We start from the raw sequence: 15891 nt of genomic DNA, 5'->3' as shown, positions 1-15891 counted from the left end.
CCCCCGCATCTCCCCTGTAGGAGCGAGCTTGCTCGCGAAGAACGCAACAACAACGCGCTTACTCTGGTAGCACGCGTTATCGCTGATGTTTCTCGCGAACAAGCTCGCTCCTACAGGGCGCGGCTCCGCGCTTTGATGTGGATAGGGAAGGGCAAATAGCCAGTAATGGCCCTGTGATAATATTTCAACTGCTCAAGAATTATTCTCGCTACAATCCCGGACTTTTCCCCTGCGGCACGGACGCCGTTCGCACCGCCAGCCATGAGAAACCCATGCTTACCGGCACCTATTCCCCCGCACTGGTCCTCATCTCCCTGTTTGTGGCAATCCTTGCGTCCTATACCGCCCTGGACCTGACCGGCCGCATCGCCACGGCCAAGGGCCGGGCGGTGTACCTGTGGATGGCCGGCGGGGCGTTGGCCATGGGGATTGGCGTGTGGTCGATGCACTTTATCGGGATGCTGGCCTTCCGCCTGCCGATCGCGCTGGGCTACGACATCGGCATTACGGCGTTGTCGCTGGTGATCGCGATTTTTTCCTGCGGGTTCGCCCTGTGGCTGGTTAACCAATCGCGCTTGCCCATCTGGCAACTGGGTTTTGGTGCCCTGATCATGGGCGCTGGTATCAGTAGCATGCACTACACCGGCATGGCCGCCATGCGCATGACACCGGGCATCGACTACGATCCAACGCTGTTTGGCGCCTCATTGCTGATTGCGGTAGGGGCTTCGGCCGCCGCGTTATGGATCGCCTTCAATCTACGGCGCAATACCCCTTACGTACGCCTGGCACGGGGCGGCGCAGCGGTAGTGATGGGTATCGCTATCGTCGGCATGCACTACACCGGCATGGCTGCCGCGCGTTTTGCCGATGGCAGTTTTTGCGGGGCATCGGTGGATGGCCTGAGCGGCAGCGGCCTGGCCAACCTGGTGCTGGTGACCACCTTGGCGGTACTGGCCATCGCCCTGTTGACTTCATTGCTCGACGCCCGGCTGGAAGCGCGCACCGCCGTGCTGGCCGACTCGCTGACCCTGGCCAACCAGGAACTCACGCACCTGGCCTTGCACGACACGCTGACCGGTCTGCCAAACCGCACGCTGCTGGCTGATCGTATTCAGCAGGCAACACAACTGGTGACGGAGCAGGGCGGTTGTTTTGCCCTGATGTTTATTGATCTGGACGGCTTCAAGCCGGTCAACGATGCCTTTGGCCATCATCTGGGCGACCAGTTGTTGCGTGAGGTGGGTCTGCGCCTGCGTGAAGACCTGCGCAGCCAGGACACCCTGGCCCGGATCGGCGGCGATGAGTTCGTACTGCTGGTGCAATTGTCCCAGCCCGACGATGCCCTGCGCCTGGCCGAGCGTCAGGTCGGGTTGATCAACAAGTCATTCCGAGTAGCGGAGCATGACCTGAACATTTCCGCCAGCGTCGGCATCGCGATGTTCCCCGGTAACGGCGAAACGCCCCAGGAACTGCTGATGAATGCCGATGCGGCGATGTATCACGCCAAGGGCATGGGCAAGAACGGCTACAGTTTTTTCGATGTGTCGATGAACACCAACGCGCGCAAGCAATTACAACTGTTGCAAGACCTTCGCAATGCGGTGGAGCAACAGCAATTTCGCCTGTATTACCAGCCCAAGTTCGACGCGATCAGCGGCCGCGCCATCGGCGCTGAGGCCCTGTTGCGCTGGGAGCATCCACAACATGGTCTGTTGCTGCCGGACAAGTTTATCGAGTTGGCAGAAAAGACCGGGCTGATCATCGCCATTGGCGATTGGGTGCTCAACGAAGCATGCCGCCAAATGCAAGTGTGGTTTGCCCAGGGTTATCGTGACTGGCGCATTGCGGTCAACCTGTCAGCCCTGCAGTTCTGCCATGCCGGGTTGGTCGCCAGCGTCGCCAACGCCCTGCAACGCCACCAGTTGCCAGCTAATAGCCTGACCTTGGAAATCACCGAAACCACGGCCATGAGCGACGCCGATGCCAGCATGACGGTGTTGCAAAAACTCTCGGAAATGGGCGTTGACCTGTCTATCGATGATTTTGGCACGGGCTATTCCAGCCTGATGTACCTCAAGCGCTTGCCGGCCAACGAGCTGAAAATCGACCGCGGCTTTGTCCGTGATCTTGAACATGACAGCGACGATGCCGCCATCGTCTCGGCCATTGTCGCCCTGGGCCAGGCCCTCGGCCTGCGCATCGTGGCCGAAGGGGTCGAGACCGATGTGCAGCAGAACTTCCTCACGCGCCTGGGCTGCGACTCGCTGCAAGGCTACCACCTGGGCCATCCGTTGCCACCGGATACATTCATGAGTGCCATCGTGGCCAAGGAACATCCTCCTGCCCCTGAGATCAATTGACCCCGGCCCATGCAAAACCTGGCAGGCACAGGTATTCTTGGATCCAACAGCTCAGGTTGAATCGGGAGTCAGTACACATGGACAAAGTCGTCATCATCACCGGTGGCAGTCGTGGCATCGGGGCCGCCACGGCCTTGTTGGCGGCCCGTCAGGGCTATCGCATCTGTATCAACTTCCAATCCGACGAAGAAGCCGCGTTGCGTGTCCTGGAGCAGGTCCGCGCACTGGGCGCCCAGGCCATTGCGGTGCGCGCCGATGTCAGCATCGAAGATGAAGTGATCAGTCTGTTCCACCGGGTCGACACCGAGTTGGGCCGCGTCACCGCACTGGTCAACAATGCCGGGACCGTCGGGCATAAGTCGCGGGTCGATGAGATGTCCGAGTTCCGCATCCTCAAAATCCTCAAGACCAATGTGCTGGGCCCGATCCTGTGCGCCAAGCATGCGCTGCTGCGCATGTCGCCCAGGCATGGCGGGCAGGGCGGCAGTATCGTCAATGTCTCGTCGGTGGCCTCACGCCTGGGTTCGCCGGGCGAGTACGTGGACTATGCGGCGTCCAAGGGCGCACTGGACAGTTTCACCATCGGGTTGTCCAAGGAAGTGGCGGGCGAGGGGATTCGGGTCAATGCAGTGCGCCCTGGTTACATTTTCACCGACTTTCACGCCCTGAGCGGCGACCCGGACCGGGTCAGCAAGCTTGAATCGGGCATTCCCATGGCCCGTGGCGGGCGCCCGGATGAAGTGGCGGAAGCGATTGTCTGGCTGCTCTCGGACAAGGCGTCCTATGCCACCGGGACATTTGTTGACCTGGGCGGTGGCCGATAAGCCTAGCGAGGCGGGCTTGCCTGTGACGAAGTCAGGCCCACGGTTAGAGCATCAGAAGGTGTGCAGTACCCAGTAGCCTTCACGGGCAAACTGGTCCAGGCGGTCAGCCTCCGAATTGTGCAGGATGACGACCCCCAATTCGGAAAAACCATCTATCTTGCCGTTGCGCTCCTCGCTTCCGTTGAGCCTGGACTCGTCCAGATTATCAATGTAACGCAACACCTTTTCCAGGTCGTAGGCGGCATTGGCGCGCGCATCCGGGTCTGGGTTGGCCTCAGTCCAGTCGCCGACATGCCGCTTGAGATCCACAACAAGCTGAGGGGAGTCCCTTGAGTCGAGGTAGTTCTTCAATACCGGGCTCTGTTCGATAATCCTTTCAGCCGAGCGGTGATCACCCGCTGGACGGCCCATTGGCCCACTCATCTGACGCACTTCACCCCGTTCTGCGACTCGCATGTAGTTGGGTGGGATGGGCAGCGGACGAACGCCAGGGGGGAGATTAATTTTCATGGCAGGTTTCTTTCATCGGGGAAAAATCCATTCCCAATCTGTGAAATGGCATTCAACGAAGTGGGCCAATAGCGAGATTTGGTTCCAATTCCTCCTGTTAAAACGAACGCACAATCCGCCCCAGCGTCTCCATCGCCTTTTCCGCCGCCTCATCCCAGGGGCTGCCGTAGTTCAGGCGGATGCAGTTGCGAAAGCGCTGGGTTGGCGAAAAGATTGGCCCCGGCGCAATGCTGATGCCCTGGGCCAGTGCCATCTGGAACAATTTCAGCGAGTCGGTCTGTTCCGGTAACTCCAGCCACAGGAAGTAGCCACCGGCCGGTTGGCTGACCCGGGTTTGCGCCGGAAAGTAGCGGGCGATGGCGGCAAGCATGGCACTTTGCTGCTCTTCCAGGGCATAGCGCAGCTTGCGCAGGTGCCGGTCGTAGCCGCCGTGTTGCAAATAGTCGGCAATGGCGGCCTGGGCCGGCATCGAGGCACAGAGCGAGGTCATCAACTTCAGGCGTTCGATTTTTTGCGCATAACGGCCTGCCGCCACCCAGCCGACGCGGTAGCCAGGGGCCAGGCTCTTGGCGAAGGAGCCGCAGTGCATCACCAGGCCTTCCGTGTCAAAGGCCTTGGCTGGCTTGGGCGCCTGTTGGCCGTAATACAACTCGGCGTACACATCGTCTTCGATCAGCGGCACCTGATGCCCGCGCAACAGTTCGACCAACTCCTGCTTCTTGGCCTCGGGCATGGTTGCGCCCATAGGGTTCTGGAAGCTGGTCATGCACCAGCAGGCCTTGATCGGGTAGCGCTCCAGGGTCTGGGCCAGGACCTTCAGGTCAATGCCATCGCGCGGGTGTACGGGAATTTCCACGGCCTTGAGCTTCAAGCGCTCCAGCACCTGCAGGCAGGCATAAAACGCCGGAGCTTCGATGGCTACCAGATCGCCCGGCTCTGTCACCGCTTGCAGGCACAGGTTCAGCGCTTCGAGGGCGCCGTTGGTGATCAGCAACTCCTCCATGGGCAGCATCAACCCGCCGACCATGTAGCGCAGGGCAATTTGCCGGCGTAATTGCGGGTTGCCCGGCGACATGTCGGTGACCACCATACGCGGGTCCATCTCACGGCTGGCACTGGCCAGGGAGCGGGCCAGGCGTTGCAGCGGAAACAGCATCGGGCTGGGAAAGGCCGAGCCAAAGGGTACGGTCTGCGGGTCCTTGATCGAATCGAGTACCGAAAACACCAGCTCACTGACATCCACTTCGGTGGATTCATGTACATGGGCGCTGACCGCCGGCTCCGAGAACGGGCTGGGGGCATGGGTATTGACGAAATACCCCGAGCGCGGCCGCGCACGGATCAGGCCTCGGCGCTCCAGCAGGTAATAGGCCTGGAACACCGTGGATGGGCTGACGCCGTAGGTCTGGCTGGCATAACGCACCGACGGTACCCGCTGGCCCGGTCCGAGGACACCGGAGCGGATCAGTTCAGCGATGTCGTCGGCAAATTTCTCGTAGCGTTTCATCGTGATCCTAATGGTCTACATGTTTCCAAATGTGGGAGCAAGCCCGCTCCCACAAGGGGGATTTATTGATTCCAAGACCGTGGATATCAGCGGTTCAGCGGCGCCACAAAACGGCTGTCGGCGACACTATAAACACTTGGCTCATCTATATCCGTCACCTTGAAACGGATGGTTTGCGAGCTGCTGGTTGGTTTGTCACGGGTCAGCGCCACCGAAACCGGCACATCGGTGATTTCCCCAGGCGCCAGGCTGATCTCGGTCTTGCCCTGCAGCTCAAAGCCATCACCCTCTACCAGTTCCACGCGGTAATCCTGGCGCTGCTGGGTCTTGTTGATGATCTTCAAGCTGTAGATGTTCTCGATCAGCCCCTGGCTGTTTTCACGGAACATGCCCCGGTCCTTGGTCACGTCCAGCGAGACCATGGGGCGCTGCACCAATGCCATCACCAGGGCCGCGATCATCACCAGCAGCACCGCACTGTAGCCGATCAACCGTGGTCGCAGCAGATGCGTCTTGCCACCTTGCAACTGGTGCTCGGAGGTGTACCCCACCAAACCTCGCGCATAGCCCATCTTGTCCATGATCGAATCACAGGCATCGATACACGCTGCGCAGCCGATGCATTCCATTTGCAGGCCGTCGCGGATATCGATGCCGGTAGGGCAGACCTGTACGCACAGGTGACAGTCGATGCAATCGCCCAGGCCGACTTCGCCCGGGTTCACATCACGCTTGCGCGGGCCACGGCTTTCGCCACGGGCGGCATCGTAGGAAATGGTCAGGGTGTCCTTGTCGAACATCACGCTCTGGAACCGCGCATACGGGCACATATGCATGCACACCGCTTCGCGCAGCCAGCCGGCATTGATGTAGGTGGCACCGGTGAAGAACAGCACCCAGAACAGGCTGACACCGCCCATCTGCCAGCTCAGCAGTTCTTCGGCCAAGGGGCGGATCGGGGTGAAATAGCCGACAAACGTCAGGCCGGTCAGCACACTGATCGCCAGCCACAGCGTGTGTTTGGCGGCGCGGCGCGCCAGTTTGTTCACGCCCCAGGGTGCGGCCTGCAGCTTGATTCGTTGGTTGCGCTCACCTTCGGTGACTTTCTCGCACCACATGAACAGCCAGGTAAACGAGCTTTGCGGGCAGGTATAGCCACACCACACACGGCCGGCAAATACCGTAATGGCAAACAGCCCAAAGGCACAGATGATCAACAGCGCCGACAACAGGATGAAATCCTGAGGCCAGAAGGTTGCGCCAAAGATATGGAACTTGCTTTCAGCCAGGTCCCACAGCACCGCCTGGCGTGAGTCCCAGTTCAGCCACACGGTGCCAAAAAACGCCAGGAACAAAAAGCCCGCACCGCTTATGCGCAAGGTACGGAACAGGCCGGTGAAACTGCGGGTGTGAATCTGGTTGTCGCTGGATTTGGCCTTCATCTTCTTTGGATGTGCAGGCTCGAAATGTTCAACTAATCGGACGGGGATTCTATCGCTCATGGTCTTTCGCTCATCAGCCTCCATCAGGCGGATGAACTATGCGACGTGATCTGTTTGCATAACAGACTCAGGTAAATCGATAAAAAGCGGATCAGATGGTTTTTTCAGGTGCTACTGCGACAATGTGCAGCACCCCGTATGCCTTGGGCGGGGGCCTGGATCAAGAGTATTCAAGGCATGCTGATCCAGATCAATCAAATCACCGAATCACCGAATCACTGGTACTGGCCTGACTGTCGACAGTGTGCTGCAGTTGATCGTCAGCGGGCAGCAGAGGGGACGCTGATTACTTGTCTTTGTCGATGTTGAACAGCTCACCGTAGCCCCTGAGCGTGCTGGCGTTATTTTTGATATGACCTGCGTGTGCCTGTGAAGCAAGGATCGAGGCCTGCAATTCGTTCCATATCCCCTTGGCCGTGTCCCACCCCGCCTCAGGATCGGCCAGGCTCAGCCGCAGGAGGTTATCGAAACGCGTTGCCTCGTACTTTCTGGCTTCGCTCTTGACATAGGCGCCCAGGGATTCGTTCGTACGTTGGTGGATGGCACTCTCGCTCAACAACGTGGCGATAGCGCTGAGGGCCTTGCTGGTATCCCCCGAAGGGTCACGGCGCATTAGGCTGAGGGTATCCTTGTTGATCAATCTGCTCAGTTGAGCAAGTACTTCAGCTACGGCGGGAGATTCAGGATTGCGCAACATGGCGTCGATATTCTGCTCACTTAACAGCCTGCGAATTTCATTCAGGCGTTGCATGGTCGCTTGCCCGGCGGGCGTGTTAACGCGTTGCGTGGGGTCGTTCGGGGGCAACGGACGGTAGGCGTTCAATCCTGTATTAATGGATGACATGTGTTTTTTCACCTTGCGAGTTGAAGTGTCGTGACGCCCTCCCAGGTTTCGGGGGCGCCAGACAAGTATCAACTCGGGGTGTGAGAACTGCCTGAGGACATACCTTTTACATCCGTCGGAAATTTCGTCGTCGCATCCTCTGTTCAGACGATCACGGGCGGCATGGGTTTCACCGGTTCCTCCACCGCCGGGGGCTGGCTGCCAGGTGGCTCCTGTTCGGGAACCGGTTGCGGCTCGGTCGGCGGCAGAATGGGTTTATCGATATTCGGGTCTGGGGTTTCAGCGGGAATCGGGATGTTCATCGCGGTGGCCTCGTTTGTGCTTTGCTCAATCGATGGACAATCGCCTTGGCCAATTGATTCCCGCCCGATGGCGGTACATCCACCTGAACTTTTCAAAGGTGGCCGGGCTCGGACCTTATACGGCCGGCTCAGGGAGAACCTGCCCGCAGCACTGACTATCAAGCACTAGAACGCCCATTGGGTGTAGGGGGAGATGCTCGATGACTGCTGAAATACCCGCATTGCCGCTGTCCCAGGCGCTGTTGCTGCCCAGGATCGCCATTGAAGACACGATGCCGGTGATCGATGCTGGCGCATTCGCGGTCAAGGCCGTGCAAGGCCAGCAGATCCACGTCACCAGCAAGGTATTTGCCGACGGCCATGACTCGTTGGCGGTGTTGATCCGCTGGCGGTCATTGAGCGAAGCGGCTTGGCACGACGTGCCCATGGGCGACCAGGGCAACAATGCCTGGCGGGGCGCGTTCAGCGTGACCGAGCAAGGCCCACACCAGTTTTGTATCGAAGCCTGGATCGATCAATTCGCCAGTTTCTGCTACGAGCTGGGCAAGAAACACACGGCTGGCGTCCCCGTCAGCCTGGAGCTGCAGGAAGGTCGCCACCAGGTCCTGCAAGCGGCTGAACGCAGCGACGGCCTGTTGCAACAACGCTTGCGGCTGTTGCATGAGCAGTTGTCCGGGCTGCTGGAAACCGAGCAGGTCGCGTTGTTCCTGCACGAAGACAGTGCACAGCTGATGGCCCAGGCTGACCTGCGGCCCTACCTGAGTATCAGCCCGGTCTATGCACTGGATGTGGAGCGTCCACAAGCGTTGTTTGCCAGTTGGTACGAGCTGTTCCCGCGCTCGATCACTGACGATCCGGCCCGCCACGGCACCTTCAATGACGTGCATTCACGCCTGGCGATGATCCACGACATGGGCTTTGACGTGTTGTACTTCCCGCCGATTCACCCCATCGGCCGCAGCCATCGCAAGGGCCGGAATAACTCACTGAGCGCCGGCCCCGATGATCCCGGCAGTCCTTATGCCATCGGCAGCGAGGAGGGCGGTCACGACGCAATCCATTCGCAGTTGGGCACCCGCGAAGACTTCCGCCGCCTGGTGGCCGCCGCCGCCGAGTACGGCCTGGAGATTGCCCTGGACTTTGCCATCCAGTGCTCCCAGGACCATCCGTGGCTCAAGCAACACCCCGGCTGGTTCAACTGGCGCCCGGACGGCACGATCAAATACGCGGAGAACCCGCCGAAGAAATACCAGGATATCGTCAACGTCGACTTCTATGCCGCCGATGCGATCCCCAGCCTGTGGCTGGAGTTGCGCGACATTGTGCTGGGTTGGGTCGAGGAGGGCGTGAAGACGTTTCGCGTCGACAACCCGCACACCAAGCCGCTGCCGTTCTGGCAATGGTTGATCAGCGATGTACGCGCACAACACCCGGACGTGATCTTCCTCGCCGAGGCCTTCACCACGCCGGCCATGATGGCACGCCTGGGCAAGGTCGGTTACTCCCAGAGCTACACCTATTTCACCTGGCGCAACACCAAGGCCGAATTAAGCGAGTACTTCACCCAGTTGAACCAATCGCCCTGGCGTGAATGCTACCGGCCGAACTTTTTCGTCAATACACCGGACATCAACCCCGGTTTCCTGCATGAGTCCGGCCGCGCCGGCTTTCTCATCCGCGCTGCGCTGGCCACCATGGGCTCGGGCCTGTGGGGCATGTATTCGGGCTTTGAACTGTGCGAGAGCGCGCCGGTACCGGGCAAGGAAGAGTACCTGGACTCGGAAAAGTACGAGATTCGCCCCCGAGACTTCAGCGCACCCGGCAACATCATTGCCGAGATCGCCCAACTCAACCGTATCCGGCGGCAGAACCCGGCGCTGCAGACGCACCTGGGCTTGAGGCTCTACAACGCCTTTAACGACAACATCCTGTATTTCGGCAAACGCAGCGAGGACGCCAGCAACTTCATCCTGATTGCCGTCAGTCTCGACCCGTTCAACGCCCAGGAGGCTCATTTCGAGTTGCCGCTGTGGGAAATGGGCTTGGCGGACGATGCCCAGGCCCAGGGCGAAGACCTGATGAGTGGCCATCGCTGGACCTGGTACGGCAAGACTCAATGGATGCGCATCGAGCCGCAAATGCCGTTTGGCATCTGGCGCATCACCCAGTCTTGAATGGGATGCAGATCAAATGTGGGAGCGGGCTTGCTCCCACACAGGCCCGATCTCACATAGACCGAGTCCCGTCGTAAGTTTTTTTGAATTCTCCAGGAGTTTCCAATGGCGAAGAAAACCAAGGCAGCCACCTTCATCAAAGACCCGCTCTGGTACAAGGACGCGGTGATTTATCAGGTTCACGTCAAATCCTATTTCGACGCCAACAACGACGGTATCGGTGACTTCCCCGGGCTGATCGCCAAACTCGACTACATCGCCGACCTGGGCGTGAACACTATCTGGCTGCTGCCGTTCTATCCCTCGCCACGTCGGGACGACGGCTATGACATCGCTGAATACCGTGGTGTACACAGCGACTACGGGACCATGGCCGACGCCAAGCGCTTTATCGCCGAGGCGCACAAGCGCGGCCTGCGGGTGATCACTGAGCTTGTGATCAACCACACCTCCGACCAGCATCCGTGGTTCCAGCGCGCACGCAAGGCCAAGCCTGGCTCCAGCGCCCGGGATTTCTACGTGTGGTCCGACGACGATCAGAAATACGATGGCACGCGCATCATTTTTCTCGACACCGAAAAGTCCAACTGGACCTGGGACCCGGTGGCCGGCCAATACTTCTGGCACCGCTTCTACTCCCACCAGCCGGACCTCAACTTCGACAACCCGCAAGTCATGAAGGCGGTGCTGTCAGTGATGCGCTACTGGCTGGACATGGGCATCGACGGCCTGCGCCTGGATGCCATCCCTTACCTGATCGAGCGCGACGGCACCAACAACGAAAACCTCCCCGAAACCCATGAGGTGCTCAAGCAGATCCGCGCCGAGATCGACGCCAATTACCCGGACCGCATGCTGCTGGCCGAAGCCAACCAGTGGCCGGAAGACACCCAACTGTACTTTGGCGACCAAAAGGGCGACGACGCTGACGAATGCCATATGGCCTTCCACTTCCCACTGATGCCGCGCATGTACATGGCCCTGGCCCAGGAAGATCGCTTCCCGATCACCGATATCCTGCGCCAGACCCCGGAAATCCCGGCCAATTGCCAATGGGCAATCTTCCTGCGCAACCACGATGAGCTGACCCTGGAAATGGTCACCGACAAAGAGCGCGACTACCTGTGGAACTACTACGCCGCGGACCGCCGTGCGCGTATCAACCTGGGGATTCGCCGGCGCTTGGCGCCGCTGATGGAACGCGACCGCCGGCGCATCGAGTTGCTCAACAGCCTGTTGCTGTCCATGCCTGGCACACCGACCCTGTATTACGGTGATGAAATCGGGATGGGCGACAATATCTACCTGGGTGACCGTGACGGCGTGCGTACGCCGATGCAATGGTCCATCGACCGCAACGGCGGTTTTTCCCGCGCCGACCCAGCCAGCCTGGTGTTGCCGCCGATCATGGACCCGCTTTACGGTTATCAGTCGGTCAACGTCGAAACCCAGGCCCAGGACCCGCATTCATTGCTGCACTGGACCCGACGCATGCTGGCAATCCGCAAACAGTCCAAGGCGTTCGGGCGCGGCAGCCTGAAAATGCTTTCACCGAGCAATCGCCGAATCCTCGCCTACACCCGCGAATACACTGGCGCCGACGGCAAGCACGAAATCATCCTGTGCGTGGCCAACGTCTCGCGCACGGCCCAGGCGGCGGAGTTGGACCTGTCGGCCTTCGCGGGGATGGTTCCAGTGGAGATGCTCGGCGGCAACGCATTCCCGCCCATTGGCCAGCTGAATTTCCTGCTGACCCTGGCCCCTTATGGCTTCTACTGGTTCGTCCTCGCAGCAGAAAACCAGATGCCCAGTTGGCATGTGGAGCCGGCCCAGAGTCTGCCGGACTTCACCACCCTGGTCCTGAAAAAACGCCTCGAAGAATTGCTCGAAGTGCCATGCCGCACCATCCTGGAGCAAACCTCGTTGCCCACCTGGCTGCCCAAGCGGCGCTGGTTCGCCAATAAGGAGTCAACCATCGAGCACGTGCATATCGCCTATGGCGTGCGCTTTGGCGATGCCCAGCATCCGGTGCTGCTCAGTGAGATAGAAGTGACCAGCGCTGGGCAGACCAGTCGTTATCAATTGCCATTCGGCCTGTTGGGTGAAGACCAGTTCACCAGCGCCTTGCCGCAACAACTGGCCCTGGCGCGGGTGCGACGGGTGCGGCAGGTGGGCTTGATCACCGATGCCTTCAGCCTCGATAGCTATATCCGCGCGGTCATCGAGGGCCTGCGCGCGCAGACCGTGCTCAGCAGCAGCGATGGCGAGATTCGTTTCGAGTCGACCCCACACTTGGCCAACTTGCCGGTGGGCGACGAGTTGCAAGTGCGCTACCTGGCCGCCGAGCAATCCAACAGTTCAGTGGTGGTCGGCGAAAGCCTGGTGCTGAAGTTGATTCGCAAAGTCAGCGCCGGGGTTCACCCGGAACTGGAAATGGGCGCCTACCTGACCGCCGCTGGCTACGCTCATATCTCGCCGCTGCTGGGCTCGGTGATCCGCCGCGATAACGAGGGCCAGGCCAGCCTGCTGATGATCGCCCAGGGTTACCTGAGTAACCAGGGCGATGCCTGGGGCTGGACCCAGAACAACCTGGAACGGGCCATTCGTGATGAACTGGCCGAAGCCATTTCCGAGCAGGAGCAGCACTACAACGCCCTCGGCGAACTGGCGGATTTCGCCGGGTTGCTCGGGCAACGGCTGGGGGAGATGCACAACGTCCTGGCCGCGCCTACGGCCAATCCGGACTTCCAGCCACAAGTGACGTCGATCAAGGACAGCCAGGGCTGGGCCAAACAGGTGGGCGCGCAGATCGAGCGCGCCTTGCAGTTGCTCAAACAGCACCAAAGCCAATTGAACCCCGCCGACCAGGCGTTGGTCACTCAACTGCTGGCGCAGAAAAAGGCGATTGCCAGCCATGTGCAGAATCTGGCGAAAGCTACGGTGGGCGGCTTGCGCATTCGGGTCCATGGTGATTTGCACCTGGGCCAGGTGCTGGTGGTCAAGGGCGATGCCTATCTGATCGACTTCGAAGGCGAGCCCGCGCGGCCCCTGCACGAACGGCGAGGTAAGCACAGCCCGTACAAGGACGTCAGCGGCGTACTGCGTTCATTCGACTATGCCGCCGCCATGGCCCTGAATGTGCAAGGGCAAGGCCTGGACCACTCGGCCGATGCCGAGGCTGCCCGCCAGCGCGTGGCTGATCGTTACCTGAGCGAAGCACGGCAGGCATTTATCCAAGCGTATCAACAGGCTACGTCTACACTGGCGCATGACTGGCAGGATGCCAACGGCGCGCAGGCGGCACTGGCTTTGTTTAGCCTGGAGAAGGCTGCGTATGAAGTGGCCTACGAGGCGCAGAACCGCCCCGCGTGGCTGGCGGTGCCATTGCGCGGATTGCATGGGTTGTTGGACTGAGGATGTAGCACGTACCTCACAATGAAAGCAGAACGAATGTAGGAGTTGTCGAGCTTCAGCGAAGCTACGATGGCGGTGTGTCATCCAGCATTGATGTTGGCTGACACGACGCCATCGCTGGCAAGCCAGCTCCTACATTTGATCTCCGGTGTCACAAGCAGTGGGAGAAATCATGAGCTTTACACACAAAGAACCGCTGCAATCGAAATTTGCTGTCATGCCTTCGCCCAAGGATATCGAAGCTCTGGTGCGGGCCGAACACCCGGATCCCTTTGCGATCCTCGGGCCTCATGAGGACGAGGCGGGCGGTCAGGTGATCCGCGCGTTTTTGCCCGAAGCCTTGAGCGTGCAAGTGCTGGCCCGTGACAGCGGTGATGTGCTGGGTGGCCTGGACTCCACGCCAATCCCGGGGCTGTTTGTCGGGCATTTCGCCACGCGCCAGGGCTACCTGCTGAAGATCCAGTGGGCCGGCGGCGAACAGATCACCGAAGACCCCTATAGCTTCGGCCAGTTGCTCGGGGAAATGGACCTGTACCTGTTCGCCGAAGGCAATCACCGTGACCTGAGCAACTGCCTGGGCGCCCAGGTGACGAGCGTCGACGGCATCCAGGGCGTGCGCTTTGCGGTATGGGCGCCGAATGCGCGGCGGGTCTCGGTGGTGGGCGACTTCAATATCTGGGACGGGCGCCGCCACCCCATGCGCCTGCGTCACCCGGCCGGGGTCTGGGAGATCTTTATCCCGCGCCTGCAACCGGGGGCCGCCTACAAATACGAAATCCTCGGCGCTGCCGGCATCCTGCCACTCAAGGCCGACCCCATGGCCCTGGCCACACAGTTGCCGCCCGATACCGCCTCGAAAGTCGCCGCACCGTTGCAAGTGGACTGGTCGGATGAGGCCTGGATGCAAGCCCGTGGCGCACGGCAGGCGGCCAGTGCGCCGCTGTCGATCTATGAACTGCACGTCGGCTCCTGGCAATGCGAGCTCGACGAGTTGGGCGAAGTGTCGCGCCAATACGGCTGGCGCGAGCTGGGCGAACGGCTGATTCCCTATGTGCAGCAACTGGGGTTTACCCATATCGAACTGATGCCGATCATGGAGCATCCCTTCGGTGGTTCCTGGGGCTACCAGCCGCTGTCGCAATTCGCGCCCAGTGCGCGTTTCGGTTCACCGGATGAGTTTGGCGCCTTCGTCAACGCCTGCCACCAGGCGGATATCGGCATCATTCTCGACTGGGTCCCAGCACATTTCCCCACCGACACCCATGGCCTGGCGCAGTTCGATGGCACCGCGCTGTACGAATACGGCAACCCGCTGGAAGGTTTTCACCAGGATTGGGACACGCTGATCTACAACCTGGGGCGCACCGAAGTCCACGGTTTCATGCTGGCGTCGGCGTTGCACTGGCTCAAGCATTTCCATATTGATGGCCTGCGCGTGGATGCTGTGGCCTCGATGTTGTATCGCGACTATTCACGCAAGGCCGGTGAGTGGGTACCCAACCGCCACGGTGGGCGCGAGAACCTTGAAGCCATCGAGTTCCTGCGCCACTTGAATGATGTGGTTGCACTGGAGGCTCCCGGCGCCCTGGTGATCGCCGAGGAATCCACGGCCTGGCCGGGCGTCAGCCAGCCGACCCAGCAGGGCGGCCTGGGCTTCAACTACAAGTGGAACATGGGCTGGATGCACGATTCGCTGCATTACATCCAGCAAGACCCGGTGTACCGCGCTCATCATCACAATGAACTGAGTTTCGGCCTGGTGTATGCCTGGTCCGAACGTTTTGTGCTGCCGATCTCCCATGATGAAGTGGTGCATGGCAAACACTCGTTGATCGACAAAATGCCCGGCGATCGCTGGCAGAAATTCGCCAACCTGCGGGCCTACCTGAGCTTCATGTGGATGCATCCGGGCAAAAAGTTGCTGTTCATGGGCTGTGAGTTCGGCCAATGGCGCGAATGGAACCACGACCAGCAACTGGACTGGTACCTGCTGCAATATCCGGAACACCGGGGCGTGCAGAAACTGGTGGGCGACCTCAACCGCCTGTACCGCGAAGAACCGGCACTGCATGAGCAGGACGCTGCACCGCAAGGTTTCCAGTGGTTGATTGGCGACGATGCAATCAACAGCGTCTATGCCTGGCTGCGCTGGAGCAAGGACGGCAAGGCGGTACTGGTAGTGGCCAACTTCACTCCGGTGCCCCGTGAGGCGTACAAAGTGGGCGTACCCTTTGCCGGCAGTTGGAAAGAGGTGATCAACAGTGATGCCGACACCTATTCCGGTTCCAACTACGGTAATGGCGGCGCAGCCTTTACCCTGGAAGAACCGCAGCATGGGCAGCCGGTGTCTCTGGCGCTGAATCTGCCGCCGCTCGGGGTGCTGATTTTGCGCCAGGAGTAAAACTGTAGAAGCCGTCAAGCCAGCGCCTACACGCTGGCTTGACGAACGCT

At 60.2% G+C, this 15891-nt stretch carries 10 protein-coding genes; 5 read left to right on the top strand and 5 right to left on the bottom strand.

Annotated features, from left to right (window positions below; all coding sequences use genetic code 11):
* The first annotated feature begins 272 nt into the window (after positions 1-272).
* Both KL786_RS06160 and KL786_RS06155 read left to right on the top strand, forming a co-directional pair.
* Positions 273-2363: a putative bifunctional diguanylate cyclase/phosphodiesterase gene (locus tag KL786_RS06160; RefSeq protein ID WP_215517017.1), complete on the top strand. Its 2091-nt coding sequence runs from the start codon at positions 273-275 to the stop codon at positions 2361-2363.
* Between the two features lie 77 nt (positions 2364-2440).
* A complete protein-coding gene (locus KL786_RS06155; RefSeq protein WP_032860379.1) occupies positions 2441-3187 on the top strand; it encodes an SDR family oxidoreductase in 747 nt (248 codons plus the stop codon).
* 51 nt (positions 3188-3238) lie between these two features.
* On the opposite strand, the gene KL786_RS06150 is transcribed toward KL786_RS06155, so the two are convergent.
* The 5 genes from KL786_RS06150 to KL786_RS06130 all read right to left on the bottom strand — a co-directional run bounded on the left by KL786_RS06150 (position 3239) and on the right by KL786_RS06130 (position 7852).
* A complete protein-coding gene (locus KL786_RS06150) occupies positions 3239-3697 on the bottom strand; it encodes a hypothetical protein (protein WP_252193614.1) in 459 nt (152 codons plus the stop codon).
* 97 nt (positions 3698-3794) lie between these two features.
* A complete protein-coding gene (mapR, locus tag KL786_RS06145; protein ID WP_032860373.1) occupies positions 3795-5204 on the bottom strand; it encodes a GntR family transcriptional regulator MpaR in 1410 nt (469 codons plus the stop codon).
* 86 nt (positions 5205-5290) lie between these two features.
* The gene (gene ccoG / locus KL786_RS06140; RefSeq protein ID WP_215517016.1) at positions 5291-6706 is read right to left on the bottom strand and encodes a cytochrome c oxidase accessory protein CcoG; all 1416 of its coding nucleotides are present in this window, start codon (positions 6704-6706) and stop codon (positions 5291-5293) included.
* Positions 6707-6992: 286 nt separating this feature from the next.
* Positions 6993-7550, bottom strand: a complete 558-nt coding sequence (locus tag KL786_RS06135) for a hypothetical protein (protein WP_215517015.1) — start codon at positions 7548-7550, stop codon at positions 6993-6995.
* Positions 7551-7693: 143 nt separating this feature from the next.
* Positions 7694-7852: a hypothetical protein gene (locus tag KL786_RS06130; RefSeq protein ID WP_215517014.1), complete on the bottom strand. Its 159-nt coding sequence runs from the start codon at positions 7850-7852 to the stop codon at positions 7694-7696.
* Between the two features lie 200 nt (positions 7853-8052).
* Between KL786_RS06130 and KL786_RS06125 the strand changes: the two genes are divergently transcribed.
* From KL786_RS06125 to glgB, 3 genes are all read left to right on the top strand, one after another.
* Entirely contained in the window at positions 8053-10026 is a 1974-nt protein-coding gene (locus KL786_RS06125; protein WP_215517013.1) for an alpha-1,4-glucan--maltose-1-phosphate maltosyltransferase, read from the top strand.
* A gap of 105 nt (positions 10027-10131) precedes the next feature.
* Positions 10132-13440: a maltose alpha-D-glucosyltransferase gene (gene treS, locus KL786_RS06120; protein ID WP_215517012.1), complete on the top strand. Its 3309-nt coding sequence runs from the start codon at positions 10132-10134 to the stop codon at positions 13438-13440.
* Between the two features lie 172 nt (positions 13441-13612).
* Positions 13613-15841: a 1,4-alpha-glucan branching protein GlgB gene (gene glgB, locus KL786_RS06115; protein WP_215517011.1), complete on the top strand. Its 2229-nt coding sequence runs from the start codon at positions 13613-13615 to the stop codon at positions 15839-15841.
* Positions 15842-15891: the final 50 nt, after the last annotated feature.

Source organism: Pseudomonas sp. TAE6080 (assembly GCF_018732265.1).
In the GTDB taxonomy this organism is placed as follows: Bacteria; Pseudomonadota; Gammaproteobacteria; order Pseudomonadales; family Pseudomonadaceae; genus Aquipseudomonas; species Aquipseudomonas brenneri.
Note: the sequence above shows the minus strand (reverse complement) of the source record. Positions and strands in the feature narration are given on the sequence as shown.

Coding starts and splice junctions, on each gene's coding strand:
- KL786_RS06135 (WP_215517015.1), bottom strand. CDS start 7,550: ATGTCATCCATTAATACAGGATTGAACGCCTACCGTCCGTTGCCCCCG.
- mapR (WP_032860373.1), bottom strand. CDS start 5,204: ATGAAACGCTACGAGAAATTTGCCGACGACATCGCTGAACTGATCCGC.
- glgB (WP_215517011.1), top strand. CDS start 13,613: ATGAGCTTTACACACAAAGAACCGCTGCAATCGAAATTTGCTGTCATG.
- KL786_RS06125 (WP_215517013.1), top strand. CDS start 8,053: ATGACTGCTGAAATACCCGCATTGCCGCTGTCCCAGGCGCTGTTGCTG.
- KL786_RS06150 (WP_252193614.1), bottom strand. CDS start 3,697: ATGAAAATTAATCTCCCCCCTGGCGTTCGTCCGCTGCCCATCCCACCC.
- KL786_RS06160 (WP_215517017.1), top strand. CDS start 273: ATGCTTACCGGCACCTATTCCCCCGCACTGGTCCTCATCTCCCTGTTT.
- treS (WP_215517012.1), top strand. CDS start 10,132: ATGGCGAAGAAAACCAAGGCAGCCACCTTCATCAAAGACCCGCTCTGG.
- KL786_RS06155 (WP_032860379.1), top strand. CDS start 2,441: ATGGACAAAGTCGTCATCATCACCGGTGGCAGTCGTGGCATCGGGGCC.
- KL786_RS06130 (WP_215517014.1), bottom strand. CDS start 7,852: ATGAACATCCCGATTCCCGCTGAAACCCCAGACCCGAATATCGATAAA.
- ccoG (WP_215517016.1), bottom strand. CDS start 6,706: ATGAGCGATAGAATCCCCGTCCGATTAGTTGAACATTTCGAGCCTGCA.